An 18,355-nucleotide genomic window follows, 5' to 3' on the forward strand; every position below is an offset into this window, starting at 1 on the left:
CAAAATGAAACTTTGCAGAACAACCGCGGAACTCCGCGAAGAAATTGCGCTTGCCAAAGCGGCAGGCAAAACCATCGGCCTTGTGCCGACTATGGGCGCGCTGCACGAAGGGCACGCTTCGCTTATTAAAGCGGCGGCAATGGAAAACGAACTTGTTGTGGTAAGCGTGTTTGTAAACCCCACGCAGTTTGGGCCTAACGAAGATTTGGACGCCTACCCCCGCACGCTTGACGCCGACTGCAAACTGGCGGAAAGCTGCGGCGCGGACATTGTTTTTGCACCCACGCCAGCCGAAATGTACCCCAGCGAGGATATGACCTGGGTAGAAGTTACCGGCGACATTACCAAAGTGCTGTGCGGGCGCACAAGGCCCATTCATTTCCGCGGCGTAACAACGGTTGTTGCCAAGCTGTTTAACCTGGCCCAGCCTGACCACGCTTATTTTGGGCAGAAGGACGCCCAGCAGGCAGAGGTTTTAAAACGCATGGTTAAAGATTTGTTCTTTAACGTAAAGCTGCGCATTATGCCCATTGTGCGCGAGGCGGACGGGCTTGCCAAATCTTCGCGCAACACATATTTATCAAAAAGCGAGCGTGCGGCGGCGGTAATTTTAAACAGCAGCCTCGAAACCGCCTCCATGCTTTTTAAAGCGGGCGAGCGCAGCAGCCAGAAACTGGTGGAGGGCGTTAAAAAACTCATCGGCGACGAGCCCATGGCACAGATTGACTACGTGGAAATATACGCACTGCCGGGGCTTACGCCTGCGCCGGAGGTTTTAACCAAGGGGCAGTATCTTTTGGCGCTGGCCGTAAAATTTGGCACCACACGCCTTATTGACAACGTAATTTTGGAGGTAGAATAAATGCTTTATACGATAATGCACGGCAAAATTCACCGCGCAACGGTAACGGAAGCCAACCTTGAATACATGGGCAGCGTTACAATCGACAGCGAACTTATGGAAATGGCAGGCATTTTGCCGGGCGAGCGCGTGCAGATTGTAGACAACAATAACGGCGCGCGCCTTGAAACCTACACCATTGCGGGTGCACCGGGCAGCGGCGTAATTTGCCTTAACGGTGCGGCAGCACGCCTTGTGCAGCCGGGCGACAAGGTTATTATTATGGCTTACGCGCAGATGACGGAAGAAGAAGCGCGCCGCTGCGAGCCAAAGGTTGTAATGGTGGACGAAGCCAACAAACCGCTGAAAGTGCGCGGCACGGAGCTGGAAAGAGAAATTGGCTGACGGCGCTTTGCCATTAAGTAATAAAACAAGGAAATATATAGCAGAAAAATAAAACCCCAAACGGGCTGCGGCGTAGGCAGTTTTGGTTAACTGCCTTGCGGTGCAGCCTGTTTTGTTTAAACTTTAAACCATGTTTTTATTAAAAATAATATAAAGTTTAAGTTAACACTAAAATTAGATTGACAAAAAACTTAAAATTAAATATCTTATAAGTAAGAATTGTGCAAAATATTTTTCACATAAGTAAATCACCTTTGAAGATTGTTTTATTTTAATAATAAATTGCAGATTTTATTAATAGAAGTATCAAAATAAAATCATTGTTATATTAAAAATTTTAAAGCATCGCTTTAAAAGCGCAAAGGAAGTGGAAATGATGGCAAAGACAGTAGTCTTTATTGATTCTGAGGTTGGCATTGCCGATAAGAAAATTTATGACCTTGGAGCAATACGTGACAGCAATGTTTGTTTTCATTCCGCTTCGATAAATAATTTTTGCGATTTTATAAGCGGTGCTGATTTTTTGTGCGGGCATAATATAATTCATCATGACCTAAAATATATTGAAGCTGCTGCCGGAAGAAAGATAAGCTGCAAAGTAATAGATACGCTCTATCTTTCGCCGCTGCTTTTTCCTAAACGGCCGTATCATGCTTTATTAAAAGATGATAAATTACAGACAGATGAAATAAACAATCCTTTAAATGACAGCAAAAAAGCACAGCAATTATTTTATGATGAGGTAAATGCTTTTATTGCCTTGTCATTAAAAATGAAGCAGATTTTTTATTGTCTGCTGCATGAAGCAGTGGAATTTGAAGCTTTTTTTGAATACATAGATTTTTACTGTGCCGTTAATGACGCAGAAACTTTGATTAAGAGTGAATTTGCCGGGAAAATTTGTGAAAATGCAGACCTTAAAACGCTTATTGCAGGAAATAAAATAGAACTTGCGTATGTGCTTGCGCTGATTTCTTCCGATGACTATCATTCTATAACTCCGCCATGGCTTATGCATAATTTCCCGAAAATTGAAAATGTAATTAAGTTATTGTGCAATACTCCATGTTCTGAAGGCTGTGGCTATTGCCAAAACAAACTCAACATTCATAAAAGTTTAAAAGAAATTTTTGGTTATGACAGTTTCAGAACTTATAATGGTGAGCCGCTTCAAGAAATGGCGGCACAGGCGGCTGTGGACGGTAAATCACTATTGGCGGTGTTTCCTACCGGCGGCGGTAAGTCTATAACTTTTCAGCTTCCGGCACTTATGGCGGGCAAAGCTGTACATGGTTTAACTGTTGTTATATCGCCGCTGCTTTCTTTAATGAAAGACCAGGTTGATAATTTATATAATACCGGCGTACTTGAAGCCGTAAGCATTAACGGGCTGCTTTCACCGGTAGAAAGAGCGGATGCCATTGAACGTCTGGCTGACGGTTCGGTAAATATTTTATATATTGCACCGGAATCTTTGCGTTCACGCACAATAGAAAAAATACTTCTTAAACGTAATATTGTCCGTTTTGTAATTGATGAAGCCCATTGCTTTTCTGCTTGGGGGCAGGATTTCAGGGTTGATTATTTATATATAGGCGAATTTATAAGTGAACTCCAGCGCCAGAAAGTTTCACAGATGCCCATACCTGTTTCCTGTTTTACAGCAACGGCAAAACCTAAAGTAATAAGTGATATTTGCGATTATTTTAAGAAAACTCTGGATTTGGACCTTGTTCTTTACGCATCATCGGCAACGCGTGAAAATTTACAGTATACGGTTTTATATAAAGAAACGGATGAAGAAAAATATAATGCTCTGCGCAGGCTTTTGGAACAAAAAAATTGCCCTAGCATAGTTTATGTTTCCAGAACAAGGCGTACAAGAGAATTGGCTGAGCGTCTTTCAAAAGACGGGTTTCCGGCATGCCCTTTTAACGGTAAGATGGACCCGGCTGATAAAATCGCCAATCAGGAAGCGTTTATAACTAATAAAATACAGGTAATTGTAGCAACGTCTGCTTTTGGCATGGGCGTTGACAAAAAAGACGTTAAACTCGTAGTTCATTATGACATATCAAGTTCACTGGAAGATTATGTTCAGGAAGCCGGCCGTGCCGGCCGCGACCCTTCCATGCAGGCAGATTGCTATGTTCTTTATAATGATAGTGATTTGGACAAGCATTTTATTTTGCTGAACCAGACCAAGCTCAGCATTAGTGAGATACAGCAGGTATGGAAAGCCATTAAGGATATGACAAAACTTCGCCCGCGCGTTTGCTGCTCGGCACTGGAAATTGCCCGGCAGGCAGGGTGGGATAATTCCGTTACTGATGTTGAAACAAGAGTAAAAACAGCAATTTCTGCGCTTGAAAATGCTGGTTATATTAAACGCGGCAAAAATATGCCGCGCATATACGCAACAAGTATTTTGGCAAGTGATATGAATGAAGCTGCCAGGCGTATAGAAGCTTCTCCGCTTTTTACAGAACCGCAGCGCTTAAATGCCAAACGCATAGTTAAGTCGCTTATTTCAAGCAGAAGCATTGCCAAAGCCGGTAACGACGATGCGGAATCGCGTGTCGATTATCTTGCCGATATTCTTGGTTTGACCAAAGAAGAAGTAATTACTGCCGTTAATTTAATGCGGCGTGAAGGCATTTTAGCCGATACGCTGGATATGTCTGCCTATATTTTGGCGACCGAAAAAGAAAACAGGGCTGTCAGTTTGCTTGAACGTTTTGCAAAACTGGAATTATTTTTTGTGGAACAGCTAAAAGACGATGTGTGCGAATTTAACCTTAAAGAATTAAACGAACAGGCAGAGCAGCGGCGGCTGGCGGGGGCAAACGTAAAAAATTTCCGCACGCTTATTTATTACTATACAATTAAAAAGTACATTCAAAAAAATGAATGGAAAGCTGCACAGGCAGTACAAATACTGCCGCTTATCAGCGTTGAAAAATTAAAAGATAAAATTGATACCAGAATAGATATTTGCAGGTTTGTATTAAAAGAACTTTTTGCTAAAGCAGCAAAGCCTGTCTATGACGGTGAAGAAATGAAACCGGTAGAGTTTTCGCTTGTCGGTTTGTTTAATGCGTATAAAGAACATCAGCAAATGGACTTAACTGCTAAAGAAGTATCTCTGCATGATGTTGAGGACGCATTGCTGTACCTTTCAAAAATAGAAGCATTAAGGCTTGAAGGCGGCTTTTTGGTTCTTTACAACAGTATGGAAATTGAACGCTGCATAATGGATAATAAAATAAAGTATAAAATTGCCGATTACCGTTATCTTGATGAATTTTACAAACAAAGAATTCAGCAGATTCATATTATAGGTGAATATGCCAATTTGATGGTGCGTGATTATAAATCTGCACTGCAATTTGTAAAAGATTATTTTCAGATAGATTTTCAGAAGTTCATTAAAAAATATTTTGCCGGTGAACGTGAAAATGAAATAAACCGTAATATTACGCCTAAAAAATACAGGCAATTATTTTACGGTTTATCTGCTGTGCAGTCGCAAATTATTAATGATGCCGATTCTCCGTATATTGTTGTGGCAGCAGGTCCTGGCAGCGGCAAAACACGAGTTTTAGTACATAAACTTGCTTCACTGATAATATTGGAATCCGTAAAATCGGAGCAGCTTTTAATGCTGACATTTTCAAGAGCTGCGGCTACGGAATTTAAAAAACGCCTTGTTGAATTAATAGGCAATGCAGCAAATTATGTGGAAATAAAAACTTTTCATTCATATTGTTTTGACCTTCTTGGAAAAATCGGCAGGCTTGAGGGCGCAGACAATATTGTAAAAAATGCCGTGGAATTAATCCGCAGCGGCGAAGTTGAACGAAGTAAAATCAGCAAAAGCGTGCTTGTAATTGATGAAGCACAGGACATGGACGAAAATGAATTTAACCTGGTACGCGCTTTAATAGATAATAATGACAATATGCGTGTGATAGCGGTAGGAGATGATGACCAGAATATTTATGAATTCCGCGGTTCAAATTCCGAATATCTGAAATCTTTAATAAAAGATTATGGTGCCGTGAGATATGAAATGGTGGAAAATTACCGCAGTAAACCGGCAATTGTGGAACTTGGCAACGCTTTTGCGGCAACGATACATAACAGGATGAAAAATTCGCTTATTCATTCTGTGCAAAAAGAAAAAGGCAGAGTTGTTATTACGCATCATAGCGGCAGAAACATGGAAGAAGCAGTAGTGAAGCAGATTGCAGAAACACGCGGCAACGGCAGGTGCTGTGTGCTGACTAATACAAATGATGAAGCATTACAGCTTTTGGGAATGCTTCTGAAAAAGGGTATCAGGGCTAAACTTATACAATCAATTGATGGATTTTATCTTTATAATTTGGCGGAAATACGTTACTTTTTAAAACAAATAGAAAATGCTGCTCCGCATGCCGTTAAAATTTCTGACACGGTTTGGGAAAAAGCGGCAGATAAGTTATTTAAAACTTATGCAGGCAGCAGTTGCCTTGAAATTTGCAGAAACCTGCTCCGTGATTTTGAAACGGTTAATCCGGATAAGTATTACAATGATTTGTTGGAGTTCATCAAAGAATCAAGTTATGAAGATTTTTATGATGACGAAACAGAAGCTGTGTATGTATCTACTATCCATAAAGCCAAAGGCAGAGAGTTTGATACTGTTTACATGATGCTTAACGGCAATAATGCTTCAACTGATGAAGAAAAGCGCATTTTGTATGTTGGCATGACAAGGGCTAAAAATGAACTGTATATTCATAGCAATACGAAATTATTTTCTGCATATAATTTACCTGATATAGAGCATTGCTATGATAAAGTTGTTTATAGTAAACCCTTGGAAATTTCATTGCAGATGACACATAAAGATGTGTTCCTTGATTATTTTAAGAATAAAAAGCAGTTTATTTTTAAACTCCGCAGCGGCAGTAAACTTTTAATTAACGGCATGTATCTCTGCGCGCAAATTGAGGGGAAAAATATGCCTGTTGTAAAATTTTCCAAAGCATTTTTTGAAAAAATACAAAATTTGCAGAAGAAAGGTTATATGCCTTATGCTGCTGAAGTTCGGTTTATAGTTGCATGGATGGGCAAAGAAGATACTGAAGAAACAGCAGTTATTTTGCCTGATATTTATTTAAAACGAAACAAATAAATAAAAACGCCTGTGTAATTAATATACAGGCGTTTTTGTTATTATTAAGCTATTTTTGAACAGATAAATTTGGTGTATTTACTGTATGGCTTTTGCCATTTAAAAGGTATAAATTACAAAATAAAATTACTGCTGTAAATACTGCAAGCAGTACCAGCGCATGGGCGGTGCCGGTCTGCGTGCCTGCCGCTCCGGCAGATGTGTTTTGCGCTGCTGCAACAATGCTGGCGCATATTGATGTGCCAAGGGCGCCGGAAAGCGGCTGCAGGGTATTAATTACGGCGTTGCCGGAGGCAGAATCATCTGCTGATAGGCAGCGGATAGCGCAGAGCGTAACGGTAGGTATCGAAGCAGCCTGCCCAAAGGCAAAAAATGTGTACAGCACGGCAAATAAAGTGTTGCTGATATCGGGCGTAAGCCACGCCATGGCTGAAACGGAGCCTAACATTAAAAAGCTGCCGCCCAAAACCGGCAGTGCGGCTCCGCAGCGGTCAAGCACACGCCCGGCTGATGGTGTTACCAAAATGCCAAGTATGCAGCCCGGCAGCAGCAGGCAGCCTGCTGTAAAAGCATCGGCGCCGAAAACAAGCTGGGCATAGTTGGAAATTAAAAAGCCAAGCCCGAGTACCGTAAAATAAATAAAAACCATAGCGGCGGCACCGCTGTTAAAACGGCCGCTGCGGAAAATTTTTACGTTTATTACAGGAGTAGGGCTTGTAAGCGAGCGGCGGTAAAATAAAGCAAGCAGCACAGCGCTTATAAGAAGCGGAACTGTTACCGCAGTACTTAACCAGCCTGCCTGTGTATGCGCAGTGGCTGTAATAAACAGTGCAAAACCAACAGCCATTAAAAGGTAATTGCTCCATTCAAAGCGGGTGTGTTTAAGCTGCGGATTTGCAGGTACGGTTAAAAGCCCGGCTATCAGCGAAAGCAGCAGCAAGGGCAGCATAAACACAAAAATAAGCCGCCAGCCCCACAATGTTATAATAAGCCCGCCAGCAAAAGGGCCCACTACCGGTGCCATGGCAGTTATCATGCAGGCAACGCCCATCATAAAGCCGGTTTTTTGAGCAGGTACTTCTTCAAAAACCAGGTTAAACATCAGCGGCAGGGCTATGCCTGTGCCAAGCCCTTGTACTATGCGGCCGGTAAGCAGCAGGGCAAAGCTGGGAGCGGCGCAGCATAACACAGTGCCGGTTATAAAAAAGGCTTCTGCCGCTATAAAAAGCCGCTTATGGCTGAAATTATTTTTTAACCAGCCGGATGCAGGCACAATTATGGCAAGCATCAGCAGATAACCTGTGGTAAGCCACTGCACGGCGGCAGTACCAATGCCAAATTCACGCATTAGCGTTGTAAAGGTAATGTTCATGGCGGTTTCGGCAACCACTCCGGCAAAGGCCATAATACCGGCAGAAATTATTGCCGTTACAAGCTTGGGCGTTAATTGTTTATCTTTTTGCATGTATGTCACCTCGAAAATTACGCATAATAATTACCTAAAGTAACTATACTGGTAATTATATAGGCATTGACGTATATTGTCAATGCCTGCTGCAATTTAGGGTTTGGGCGGCTCGCTGTTTTTTAAAGCTGCATAAAAGCTGCGTATCGTTTTAGCGGCGCAGATAAGGTCATCGGGCTTAATGCCTGTTAACTGCCTGCTTACCCAGTTGTGGTAGCGTTTAACATAAAAATCGCAGCAGCTTTTACCTTTATTTGTAAGGGCAACGTAAGTAACACGCCCGTCGGTAGCGCTGCCGGCTTTTTGGGCATAGCCTGCGGCGGCAAGCTCTGATACAAGCCGGGTAATGCTTGGGCGCGTTACGTGCAGCGCAGTGCTGATGTCGCTTATTTTAACCAGCCCGTTTTTTTCTTCGAGCTGGGAAATGGTGTCGATAATCTGTATATGGCGCGGTGTTAAACCCTGCGGCAGCGGCGGCAAAAGTTCCAGTATTTTTTTAGCGTCGCGGCAGCAGTCGAAAAAATCTTTAATTAAAGCGGTATCCATCAGAAACCCTCCGTAATTGTTTGTAAAAATTATATAACAAAAGGCGCTGCAAGGCAATTTGCGCCGCTGATTTAAACGCTGTATAATAATTTTCGGAGGGGATTTTATGCAGTACGAACTGGTGCGCAGCAACAGGCGCACTTTGGCAATAACAATAGACGGCAGCGGCAGGTGCGTGGTGCGCGCGCCCATGCGGATGCCTATGGCGGAAATAAAAAAATTTATCGAAGAAAAGCGCAGCTGGATTGAAAACAAGCTGTGCGAAATAGAGTTAAAAACAGAGCTTGCCCCGCGTGAACCGGAGTTTAAAGAAGGCGCGGAGTGGGTGATAGCAGGCAATCGCGTGCGCATTAAATTTATTGCAGGCGCTGCGAAGGACTATGCGAAGCTTGCGCCGGACGAATTTATTTGCAGCAAAAAACTGGGGCGCCCCGGGCTGATTAAGTTTTTGCGCGGCTTTGCCAGGGATTTGTTTTACTGGCGCGTTGATAAATATGCACCGGTAATTGACGTAAAGCCGCTGGGGGTAAAGGTATCGGAAGCACAGGCAAGATGGGGCTCGTGCAGTGCGCAGAACGTGCTGAATTTTTCGTGGCGGCTTATTTTTGCACCGCCCGCGCTGATAGATTACGTGGTGGTACACGAACTGTGCCATATCGGCTGCATGAACCACAGCCCTGCCTTTTGGCAGAGAGTGGCGGCTGTAATGCCGGATTATAAACAGCGCAGACAGGCATTAAAGCAGCATGGGTATTTGCTGAAGTGGTTCAGGTAGGGTTCTTTTGTTTTGATTTGGGTTTAGTCTTTGTAGTTACGTTAGTATATCTTAATTTACTTTATTATTCATCTTGTTTCCAATTTTTTCGTCTTTGTATATAGTTTTTATATTTTAATTTACCTTTTCATTCATCTTACTTTTTGTGGGCCAAAAAGTAACAAAAAGCCTTCGCTCCTCCAAAAATTATACGTATGACTGTATCAAATTTGTATAGCACTTGCAGCGCCTGCGGAACTCGTTTGCTGCGCAAACTCAAACAGTCCTCGGCTATTGCTGCAAGTGCTTTTTGATAGGAAGTCAGCATCCTATTTTTGGAAAGTCGCGGCTTCGCTCAAATTCGTACTATGATAATTTTTTATGAGCAATAGTAATGTTGCCGTAGGTTTTAATAGTGCAAAATCATTAGTTGCATATCTTTGAATAATAAGCAGTTGTAAAATACGATACAAAGCAAGTATATACTAAATTAAGCAGTTAAAAAGTACGGGTTAAGTGCAATCGCGGCATTAAAAATTTAGTGGTATTTACTAAAAGAAAATAAAATTTTCCCGGTGTTTGAGCGCAGCGAGTTCCGTGGAAAATTTTATTTTTATCTAAAGTGCCGCGTTAAAAATTTTTTCAGCCGCGTGAGTTTGGGCTGAGTCGCCAATTAGTGCCGAGTGGTAGCGAAGGCAATAATTGTGCCAGCGAAGCTACGCAAATTTTGCGATTGAATAATGAGCAAAATTTACGGTCCTTAATATATTTTGGTTACAAAGAATGAACATGAATGATAAAATAAATGAAAAATAATTAAAGTGCCATCAAAGACGAAACGTAAATAAAAATACAATAACGTAAATACAAAAACCTAACCCAAAATCAAAAAAATATAAGTAAATTTAAACATAATTTCAAAAACCAAACGTAAAATTAAAAATAATAAAACTTCATAATATAAAAATCTTAAAATCCCGCTTTAACTAAAATATAAAAAATGCTATAATTATACGTCAAGGAGTTTGTAAAATGTCTAAAAAGGTTTTGTTTGGTTTTGATTATACAAACAACGAATTTGTAAAAATAATTTTATATTTGTTTGTCGGCGGCAGCGCCGCGCTGATTGAGTGGGCGTTTTTTTACGTTTTCTCGGAGGCGGCGGGCATAAATTATCTGGCGTCGACGGCGTGCGCTTATTTTTTATCAACGTTGTACCATTATTTTATGTGCAATATTCTGGTGTTTACAAGCGGCGTGCGCTATGGCAAAGCCAAAGAAATAAGCCTTGTGTTTTTGGTAAGCGGCATGGGGCTTTTATTTAATCTTATATTAATGTATGTTTTTGTTGGGCTTTTTGCACTGCCGGGGCTGCTTTCAAAAATTGCCGCTACCTGCATTGTGGTGGTATGGAACTATCTGGCGCGCAAAAAGTGGATTTTTTAAGGTGTGATAAAAGTGGAAACCAACGGCGTTGAAATTAAAAATTTTAAAAAGGTTGTTATTATTTACAACCCCAATTCCGGCAAGCAGATTTTTGTGAGCATGCTCTCGAGAGTGCTCGATTTAAAGCGCCGCCTGACGGCGATTATTGGCCCGAACAGGGTGGAGCTTACGGAGCTGCGCGAGTTTAAAAAGCTGACGGACTGGGCCGATAAAATTAAGGAAGAAAAGTACGACTGGGTAATTGTAGCCGGCGGCGATGGTACTTTGCGCGCCATGATTGCCGAGCTTGACCGCAACGGCTATGTGCCGTACATCAGCGTGTTCCCCGCAGGCACGGTAAACCTTGTTGCCAAGGAGTTTGACATGCCTGCCGACCCGGTACGCTGGATTCAGCGTGTGCGCAAAGGGCGCATTAAACCGGTGCGCATCGGCAAGGCCAACGGGCATATCTTTTTAACCGTTGCCGGTATCGGGTTCGATTCCAAAGTTGTGGACAGCGTATCAAGCCTCGAAAAGCGTTTCCTGTCCTCTTTTGCCTATGTTGTGCAAAGCGGCGAGCTGGTGCGCAAGGAGCTTTTGTTAAGCAACTGGCGTTACAGGTTCCGCGTTAAGTTTGACGGCGACCCCGAGTGGTACGAGGCTTCTTCCGTTATCATCGGTAAAAGCCGCTATTATGCAGGGCGTTACAGCCTGTTTAAGGGCGCTGCCATTACCAACGATTATTTTGACGTGGCGCTGTTTACCGGCTGCAAGCGTGCGGACTTTTTAAAATATGCCGCCATGATTTTAATGGAATCGCTGGAGGGCGAGCAGGGCGTTATTGTTAAAAAAGCGCATACGCTTACCATTGAGTGCAATGTGGACGGCTTTCCGGCGGAACTGGACGGCGACGTGGTTACTGCAACGCCGCTTTTGATAGAGATGTATTCCCAAACGGTTAACTTTCTGGCGTAAGGCGGGGAGAAGATGAGAAAACGTTACTGGCTGCTTGTGTTTATGGTTATTGCCTTTGCGGCCGAATATTTTTTATCGTGGAAATTTTACAGAAGCATAGTGCCTTTCCCGGAAATGGAGTTCTGGTATACAGCAATAAGCAGCTTTTTGCGCGACGTGCTGCTTTTGGGCGTGGCAGGGCTTTTGTATCTGCGCCGCACGCGTATCCGCGACAGGGTGAAGCGTTATTTTCCGGTAGTTGTAACCGGCGTTTTGTACCTTGGCGTAACGGTGTTTATGGTGCATCAGCTGCGGCTGGACGGCGGCGTTGTAACGGCGCTGGCAATACTTGCCGGGCTTAACAACAATATTTTTGCGGTGCTTGTAACTGCCATGTGTTACCACAAATGGGCAGGGCGCACCATGAAAACGGTGTATTTTGCCGTTTATTTTTTGTCGGCAGTTATTGTAATTTTTGACGCCTTTTATTTTTGGCAAACCAGCATGCACGTGCAGAGCGTGCTTTTTGCCAACCTTAATATATATGCCGTTAAGGGCGTGCTGGCCAGCATGGGCGCGCTTAAACTTGCGCTTATCGCCGCGGGGCTTCTGCTGCTTGTGCTTTTGTTCCGCGTAAACAAGCCCACCAAAAAGAAACCGAACTTTGTATGGTCGCTGATGTGCGTAGCAGCGTTTTCGCTGGCGCTGAACATTGGCTACATGATGATGGGCAGCCTGAACGGTTATGTAATGAAAGAATACATGGGCATGTGGACGGAGGTTGAAAGCGAAAAAACGCGCGAAGCCTACCGCGATATGCTTACCGTGCCCGTAAACGTAAATTTTTTTGGCAAAATGCTGTTTAATACCGATAAAATCGTCAGCCGCAGCCATATTGAGCAGCGCCCGCTGACGGTGAAGGATGAGCAGGTTTTGCAGGAGCTGGGCATTATGCGCAAGAGCGAAGAAAAGGCGGAGCCGAAAGCAAGCTACGACCGTATTGTAATGCTGGTGCTGGAATCCGTACACCGCGATTACATGCATTATTACAACGAAAACATACCGGCGGAGGCAACGCCTTACCTTGACAGCCTGCTTGAAAAATACCCGCACCTTGACCACTACTATTCTTCGGCAGTGCCTACAACGCAGGGGCTTAACGCAACCTTCCGCTCGCACTTAATTTATGACCCCGACCTGCCGGGCGAAGCGCAGCCTTCCATCTTCCGCAGCGTGCAGCAGGCAGGCTGGCGCGGCATATTTATGAACGCCAGCAGCCAGTATTACAACAACGAGCTGCACGAATACCCCACGCAGTTTGGCATGGAGGAATACTACGCCAAAGAATACCTTGAGGACGCAGGCTACACCGGCGCCAGCGGCTGGGGCTACCACAACGATGTTATGTATGCCGAAGCGCTGAACCTGCTTGAAAAAGGGCAGAAAAATAACGATAAAATGCTGCTTGTTGTTAAAACGCTGGATATGCATCAGCCGTATCCGTACTACGGCACTGCCTACGGCGATATGCCGGAAGGCGTGCGCGACAACAAATACGTTACCGTGCGCGGCATTTACTGGGTAAACCTCACCATTCAAAACTTCTTTAAAGAAGCATCACGCCGCGGGCTGATGGATGATCGCACGCTGTTTGTAATAACCAGTGACCATAATCCGCACAGCGGCGGCGAATATATGGAACTGGTTACGGATGAACGCTCGCGCCGCAGCATTGCGCCGATACCCTTGATTTTTATAGGCAAAAATTTAGCGCCGTTTGCACTTTTAGACGAAGAACAGTACGCTTCGCAGATTGACCTTGCGCCGACGCTTTTGGCCTTGGGCGGCATTACGGTGCCGGAAGAATTTATGGGACGCAACTTTTTGCAGTATGCACCCTTGCCGTATGCGCTGGGCTATTTTGGCGGCAAAGCGTATTATTACAACGAAGATTTTTCGTTTGAGGACAAAATGGACGAGCCGGAGCAGGACCGTTACTGCGACGCGCTTACCAATTATATTATTCATGAATATGCAGACCGCCATTTAAAATACGGCGGGCAGTAAAAATGCAATAACCCCTTGCTGGTTTTTAGCAGGGGGTTATTATTGCCGTATGTAATTTGACAAGAAAATTAACTTTGGTATAATATAAGAAAGAGATAGCTGGTAATGGGTACACCGGCTCTCCCCTGATGAATTAAAAATTCGACGGAAGGCCGTGTAACCGCAAGGTTATGCGGCTTTTCTCATGCCGTTATTTGCGGAATGAAAGAATGAGTACTACTAAGGTTGCAAACATTACCGCAAACGATAACGCTTCAAACACTGTCATAGTATCACCCCCACTCTTTTTGGAGTGGGAAAGCCAAGTCCAGCTATCTCATGAAAAAGATTATAACACAAAAACATATTTAATAAAAGCAAACAGCCGGTGAATTTTCACCGGCTGAAATTTTTTGCTGGGGTTTATGCTTGTGGGTGATAGTTTTATTATAAACATATACCATCGTTTTATCGGGAACTATGTAAAAATGATGGAAGTAATTGATAAAAAGTTGAATTCAATTAAAACTTAATTAAGTGCAATAAATAATAAATATTGATTAAAACTCAAAAGAATGATATAATTAAAACAGGCAGTAACAGATATTGTGTTTGTAAAGAAGGGGGCGGAAATTATGCTGTTTACTTTTGAGGACGCTTTACAGATTCACCATGCCAAATGTGAGAAGATTGAGGTTTATAAACTGGCAAACCCGGCGGAAGCATGGGCCGGTTTTGGCGTAACGGCTATTTGCCCTACTGATGATTTTTACAGCGACGATGAGCTGGTGGCTTTCGATTCTTTCGACCGCACGGCTTACGAAGAAAAAATCAGCAAAGGCCCTTCCGCCTTGCCGGATAAGGCTTTTCCCGTGCTTGTGATTGTAAGGGCAGAACGTGAAGGTTAAGTTAATATGGCATAATAAAAACTCCGCGGCTTTTGCTGCGGAGTTTTGCTGTTGCGCTTAAATTTATTCTGCTTTGGCGGCGTGGCCGTTTAAAAAGTAATCTACTATTATCGAGGTCAGCTCCGTGTTATCCATGGTGCTGTTTATTACGTGGAACACGCCGTTGGCAATGCCTGCAAACAGGTGGTAGGCGCCAAAAATTGCTTCGGATGTTAATTTACTCGTCGGGTCGGGCACGGTAAATATCTGCTGCGAAGGGGTATATTTTAAATAGCCGCTTTCCTGCCCGTCCTGCAAAATTGCTGCCAGTACGTAAACTTCCTCCCACAAAATTTTGTAGTAACGCAAAAGGCGTTCTTCCTCCGGTTTGGGCAGCGGGTCGCCGTAAAGGGAGGTTAATATCCAGTTGCCGTTTTCGTCAAAATCGGGGTGTATGCCCTGGTGTGCTGCGTTAAGCTCGTACCATACAATCAGCCACAGGCCTTTATTGGTGCGCAGAAATTTTAACATGCAGTTAAGGTAGGCCTGCAGCTTGCCGCGGATATCGGGCTGCTGTGCCGTTAAGGAATGCAGCTCATCCATTAAATGGCTGTGCTTTTCTTCTATCAGCGTGTAAAAAAGGTTATCTTTATTGCCGAAGTATTTATAAAGTGTGCCTTTGCCGGTATCGGCCAGGGCAATTATTTCATCAAGCGTGGCTTTGGTGTAGCCGCGGCGCGAAAAAACATCTTCCGCGGCAATGAGGATACGTTCTTTTTTTGGCAGTGAAGCATCTATGGCAGTCATGGCGGCCTCCGTAAAACAATTTCATCATTAAAATATATTTATAAATTTATACCATTATATCATTTTTGGGCATTATGTGCAATTTGCACGGTTTATCCAAATATTTTGCGGGTATCATCCAAAAAATAAATTTGACTAATGAACTGTATCAATTATAATTATTATAGAGGTAGTATGTGCTTATTTGAGCATGAGAAATATTTTTAAAGAGGCAGGTTAAAGGAGGTTTAATAATGAGCTTAAAAATTTATACCGAGCGCTGCAAAGGCTGCGGCATTTGCGCTGCGTTCTGCCCCAAAAAGGTTCTGGCGGTAAGCGAACTTGAAAAGATTGAAGCTGTTGCGCCCGAAAACTGCATTCAGTGCGGCCAGTGCGAACTGCGCTGCCCGGATTTTGCCATTTTTGTACATAAAGAAGGAGATGAGAAGTAATGTCCAAGGTTTTATTATTGCAAGGCAACCAGGCTGTTGTTGAAGGTGCAATTGCAGCCGGTGTAAAATTCTTTGCGGGTTACCCCATTACTCCTTCCACGGAAGTGGCGGAATCCCTGGCTGAAAAGCTGCCGAAAAACGGCGGCAAATTTATTCAGATGGAAGACGAAATTGCTTCCATGGGCGCTGTTATCGGTGCGTCCTTAACCGGCAAAAAGGTTATGACGGCTACCAGCGGCCCGGGCTTTTCGTTAAAGCAGGAACTTATCGGTTATGCCTGCGCTGCGGAAATTCCTCTGGTAATTGTTAACGTGCAGCGTGTGGGCCCGTCTACCGGCCAGCCTACCAGCCCTTCACAGGGCGATGTTATGCAGGCACGCTGGGGCACCCACGGTGACCACTGGCTGATTGCCCTTACTCCTGCAAGCGTTCCCGAATGCTTTGAGCTTACTCTGCGCGCTTATGCGCTGAGCGAAAAATACCGTGTGCCGGTAATTCTTTTGATGGATGAAGTTATCGGCCATATGCGCGAAAAAATTGAACTGCCTGATGATTACAGCGATTTTCCGCAGGCAGAACGCAAACAGCCGGACTGCGCACCGGAAGATTTTAAAGCTTATGCCACGGACGAAAGCCTTGTTCCGGCAATGCCTGCTTTCGGCAGCGGCTACCGCTGGCATGTAACCGGCCTTGTTCATGACGAAACCGGTTTCCCGAAAGGCACTCCGGCAGCTACTCTTGCTGCTGCCAACCGTCAGCGCGCTAAACTTGAAAACAACCTTGACGATATCGTACAAGTTGAAAACTACCGTATGGAAGATGCCGATTTTGCCGTTGTAGCCTTTGGCGGCGCTGCCCGTACCGCTTACGAAACGGTTGACATGGCCCGTGCGGAAGGCCTTAAGGTTGGCCTTGTACGCCCGGTTACCATCTGGCCGTTTGCCGAAGCGCAGATGAAGGAACTGGCCGGCAGGGTAAAAGGCATTTTGGTGCATGAGCTGAACTGCGGCCAGTATGTTCACGAAGTTGAACGTGCCGTTAACGGCAAGGTGCCTGTAAGCCTGTACGCAAAATATGATAACGAACCTGCAACTCCGGCCCAGCTTTTGGAAGAAGTTAAAAAAGCTATGGCGGCCCTGTAAGGAAAGGAGACTATATTTATGAATATGGAAGAAATGATCAATAAATATTTCCGTCCGGGCCGTTTGCCGCATATCTGGTGCCCCGGCTGCGGCAATGGCGTTGTTACCGGCAGCGTTGTTAAAGCTATTGCCAAACTCGATCTTTCCAAAGACGATGTGGCTGTAATTTCCGGTATCGGCTGCTCCAGCCGTGCTTCCGGCTATCTTGATTTTAATACCGTTCATTCTGCTCACGGCCGTGCTATTCCGGTTGCAACCGGCGTTAAACTGGCAGAGCCTAAACTGAATGTTATTGTTCTTACCGGTGACGGCGATGCTACCGCTATCGGCGGCAACCACTTCATTCATGCGTGCCGCCGCAATATCGACCTTACCGTTGTTGTTTACAACAACAGCATTTACGGCATGACCGGCGGCCAGTATTCGCCGATGACTCCGTATCACAGCAAGGCAACCACCGCGCCTTACGGCATGATTGAACCTGATTTTAACCTTGCCGAGCTTGCCAAAGCAGCAGGCGCAACCTTTGTTGCACGCTGCACAACCTTCCATGCGCAGATGCTGAGCGACCTTATCGTTAAAGGCATTCAGCACAAAGGCTTCAGCCTTATTGAAGCAGTATCTGCCTGCCCGATTTCCTTCGGACGCCAGAACAAAATGGGCGGCCCTGCCGAAATGATGATGTGGCAGCGCGACCACGCCGTTCCGGTTGCAGCCTGGGATAAACTGCCGGAAGAAAAACGCGAGGGCAAATTCCCGATTGGCGTTTTGTATCAGGTAGAAGGCAGAAAAGAATACACCGAAGCCTATGATGAACTTATTGCCATGGCGCAGGGAGGTAAATAATATGAAACATGAATTACGTTTATCCGGCACCGGCGGCCAGGGCCTTATCCTTGCCGGCATTATCTTAGCCGAAGCAGCACTTTTGGACGGCAAGCTTGCTATCCAGTCGCAGTCCTACGGCCCGGAAGCACGCGGCGGCTCCTCTAAATCGGAAGTTATTATTTCCGAGGACGCCATTCACTTCCCCAAGGTTACAAAACCCGATTTGCTGCTTGCCATGAGCCAGGAAGCTGCCAATAAATATTCTCATGACCTTACCAAAGACAGCGTAATGATTACTGACAGCCTGTTTGTAAGCGAAGTACCCGATTTTGGCGGCAAAGTTTACGAACTGCCGATTACCCACAGCGCACGCGAAGGGCTTGGCAAAATTTTATTTGCCAACATTGTTGCCCTTGGCGCACTGGTTAAATTAACCGGCGTTGTAAGCGCAGAAAGCCTTGAAAAAGCAGTTTTGAACCGCGTACCGAAAGGCACCGAGGACAAAAACCGCAAGGCTCTGCAAATTGGCATGGATTTAATTAAATAATTCAGTTCGAGCAAAAATAAAACCCGTCCATTTTTATGGACGGGTTTTGTGCGTTTATATTGCTTTTTTTGATATTAGCCTGTTAAAATATACAA

At 44.5% G+C, this 18,355-nt stretch carries 15 protein-coding genes; 12 read left to right on the forward strand and 3 right to left on the reverse strand.

The window, feature by feature from the left end; translation table 11 throughout:
* Positions 1-4: 4 nt before the first annotated feature.
* From panC to M3079_RS04165, 3 genes are all read left to right on the forward strand, one after another.
* Positions 5-862: a pantoate--beta-alanine ligase gene (gene panC, locus M3079_RS04155; protein WP_249077391.1), complete on the forward strand. Its 858-nt coding sequence runs from the start codon at positions 5-7 to the stop codon at positions 860-862.
* The gene (gene panD, locus M3079_RS04160; RefSeq protein WP_021715828.1) at positions 863-1,246 is read left to right on the forward strand and encodes an aspartate 1-decarboxylase; all 384 of its coding nucleotides are present in this window, start codon (positions 863-865) and stop codon (positions 1,244-1,246) included.
* 373 nt (positions 1,247-1,619) lie between these two features.
* Entirely contained in the window at positions 1,620-6,428 is a 4,809-nt protein-coding gene (locus tag M3079_RS04165) for a RecQ family ATP-dependent DNA helicase (RefSeq protein WP_249077393.1), read from the forward strand.
* A gap of 49 nt (positions 6,429-6,477) precedes the next feature.
* Here M3079_RS04165 and M3079_RS04170 read toward each other — a convergent pair whose 3' ends face one another.
* Both M3079_RS04170 and M3079_RS04175 read right to left on the reverse strand, forming a co-directional pair.
* Positions 6,478-7,893 (reverse strand): MFS transporter, encoded by a 1,416-nt coding sequence (locus M3079_RS04170; RefSeq protein ID WP_249077395.1) that lies wholly within the window; start codon positions 7,891-7,893, stop codon positions 6,478-6,480.
* Between the two features lie 96 nt (positions 7,894-7,989).
* Positions 7,990-8,439 carry a MarR family transcriptional regulator gene (locus tag M3079_RS04175; RefSeq protein WP_249077397.1) on the reverse strand — a complete coding sequence of 150 codons (450 nt, stop codon included), beginning with the start codon at positions 8,437-8,439 and terminating at the stop codon, positions 7,990-7,992.
* Positions 8,440-8,545: 106 nt separating this feature from the next.
* On the opposite strand from M3079_RS04175, the gene M3079_RS04180 reads away from it, so the two are divergent.
* The 5 genes from M3079_RS04180 (at position 8,546) to M3079_RS04200 (ending at position 14,526) form a co-directional block, all read left to right on the forward strand.
* Positions 8,546-9,214 (forward strand): SprT family zinc-dependent metalloprotease, encoded by a 669-nt coding sequence (locus M3079_RS04180; protein WP_249077399.1) that lies wholly within the window; start codon positions 8,546-8,548, stop codon positions 9,212-9,214.
* A gap of 1,011 nt (positions 9,215-10,225) precedes the next feature.
* Complete coding sequence (locus tag M3079_RS04185) at positions 10,226-10,639, forward strand: GtrA family protein (RefSeq protein ID WP_021715823.1); 414 nt, start codon at positions 10,226-10,228, stop codon at positions 10,637-10,639.
* Between the two features lie 3 nt (positions 10,640-10,642).
* On the forward strand, positions 10,643-11,593 hold the full coding sequence (locus M3079_RS04190; RefSeq protein ID WP_249077401.1) for a diacylglycerol kinase family protein: 951 nt from the start codon (positions 10,643-10,645) through the stop codon (positions 11,591-11,593).
* A 12-nt stretch (positions 11,594-11,605) separates the two neighbouring features.
* Positions 11,606-13,639, forward strand: a complete 2,034-nt coding sequence (locus tag M3079_RS04195) for a sulfatase-like hydrolase/transferase (protein WP_249077403.1) — start codon at positions 11,606-11,608, stop codon at positions 13,637-13,639.
* A gap of 614 nt (positions 13,640-14,253) precedes the next feature.
* Positions 14,254-14,526 (forward strand): hypothetical protein, encoded by a 273-nt coding sequence (locus M3079_RS04200; RefSeq protein WP_249077404.1) that lies wholly within the window; start codon positions 14,254-14,256, stop codon positions 14,524-14,526.
* 63 nt (positions 14,527-14,589) lie between these two features.
* Here M3079_RS04200 and M3079_RS04205 read toward each other — a convergent pair whose 3' ends face one another.
* The gene (locus M3079_RS04205) at positions 14,590-15,312 is read right to left on the reverse strand and encodes a TetR/AcrR family transcriptional regulator (RefSeq protein WP_249077406.1); all 723 of its coding nucleotides are present in this window, start codon (positions 15,310-15,312) and stop codon (positions 14,590-14,592) included.
* A 233-nt stretch (positions 15,313-15,545) separates the two neighbouring features.
* Between M3079_RS04205 and M3079_RS04210 the strand changes: the two genes are divergently transcribed.
* From M3079_RS04210 to M3079_RS04225, 4 genes are read left to right on the forward strand one after another with little or no spacing between them, the layout of a single operon-like run.
* Positions 15,546-15,743: a 4Fe-4S binding protein gene (locus tag M3079_RS04210; protein ID WP_021715817.1), complete on the forward strand. Its 198-nt coding sequence runs from the start codon at positions 15,546-15,548 to the stop codon at positions 15,741-15,743.
* Complete coding sequence (locus tag M3079_RS04215) at positions 15,743-16,885, forward strand: 2-oxoacid:acceptor oxidoreductase subunit alpha (RefSeq protein ID WP_021715816.1); 1,143 nt, start codon at positions 15,743-15,745, stop codon at positions 16,883-16,885. The genes M3079_RS04210 and M3079_RS04215 overlap by 1 nt, the downstream gene beginning before the upstream one ends.
* 24 nt (positions 16,886-16,909) lie before the next feature.
* Positions 16,910-17,731, forward strand: coding sequence for a 2-oxoacid:ferredoxin oxidoreductase subunit beta (locus M3079_RS04220; RefSeq protein WP_349293339.1), 822 nt, complete (start codon positions 16,910-16,912; stop codon positions 17,729-17,731).
* 1 nt (position 17,732) lies between these two features.
* Positions 17,733-18,260 carry a 2-oxoacid:acceptor oxidoreductase family protein gene (locus M3079_RS04225; protein ID WP_249077410.1) on the forward strand — a complete coding sequence of 176 codons (528 nt, stop codon included), beginning with the start codon at positions 17,733-17,735 and terminating at the stop codon, positions 18,258-18,260.
* The last annotated feature ends 95 nt before the right edge of the window (positions 18,261-18,355 follow it).

Source organism: Phascolarctobacterium sp. ET69, from assembly GCF_023336935.1.
Classification (GTDB): Bacteria; Bacillota; Negativicutes; order Acidaminococcales; family Acidaminococcaceae; genus Fusicatenibacter_A; species Fusicatenibacter_A intestinipullorum.

Excerpts from the sequence above, each read along its gene's own strand:
- panC (WP_249077391.1), top strand. The coding sequence starts at position 5 with ATGAAACTTTGCAGAACAACCGCGGAACTCCGCGAAGAAATTGCGCTT.
- panD (WP_021715828.1), top strand. The coding sequence starts at position 863 with ATGCTTTATACGATAATGCACGGCAAAATTCACCGCGCAACGGTAACG.
- M3079_RS04165 (WP_249077393.1), top strand. The coding sequence starts at position 1,620 with ATGATGGCAAAGACAGTAGTCTTTATTGATTCTGAGGTTGGCATTGCC.
- M3079_RS04170 (WP_249077395.1), bottom strand. The coding sequence starts at position 7,893 with ATGCAAAAAGATAAACAATTAACGCCCAAGCTTGTAACGGCAATAATT.
- M3079_RS04175 (WP_249077397.1), bottom strand. The coding sequence starts at position 8,439 with ATGGATACCGCTTTAATTAAAGATTTTTTCGACTGCTGCCGCGACGCT.
- M3079_RS04180 (WP_249077399.1), top strand. The coding sequence starts at position 8,546 with ATGCAGTACGAACTGGTGCGCAGCAACAGGCGCACTTTGGCAATAACA.
- M3079_RS04185 (WP_021715823.1), top strand. The coding sequence starts at position 10,226 with ATGTCTAAAAAGGTTTTGTTTGGTTTTGATTATACAAACAACGAATTT.
- M3079_RS04195 (WP_249077403.1), top strand. The coding sequence starts at position 11,606 with ATGAGAAAACGTTACTGGCTGCTTGTGTTTATGGTTATTGCCTTTGCG.
- M3079_RS04200 (WP_249077404.1), top strand. The coding sequence starts at position 14,254 with ATGCTGTTTACTTTTGAGGACGCTTTACAGATTCACCATGCCAAATGT.
- M3079_RS04205 (WP_249077406.1), bottom strand. The coding sequence starts at position 15,312 with ATGACTGCCATAGATGCTTCACTGCCAAAAAAAGAACGTATCCTCATT.
- M3079_RS04210 (WP_021715817.1), top strand. The coding sequence starts at position 15,546 with ATGAGCTTAAAAATTTATACCGAGCGCTGCAAAGGCTGCGGCATTTGC.
- M3079_RS04215 (WP_021715816.1), top strand. The coding sequence starts at position 15,743 with ATGTCCAAGGTTTTATTATTGCAAGGCAACCAGGCTGTTGTTGAAGGT.
- M3079_RS04220 (WP_349293339.1), top strand. The coding sequence starts at position 16,910 with ATGGAAGAAATGATCAATAAATATTTCCGTCCGGGCCGTTTGCCGCAT.
- M3079_RS04225 (WP_249077410.1), top strand. The coding sequence starts at position 17,733 with ATGAAACATGAATTACGTTTATCCGGCACCGGCGGCCAGGGCCTTATC.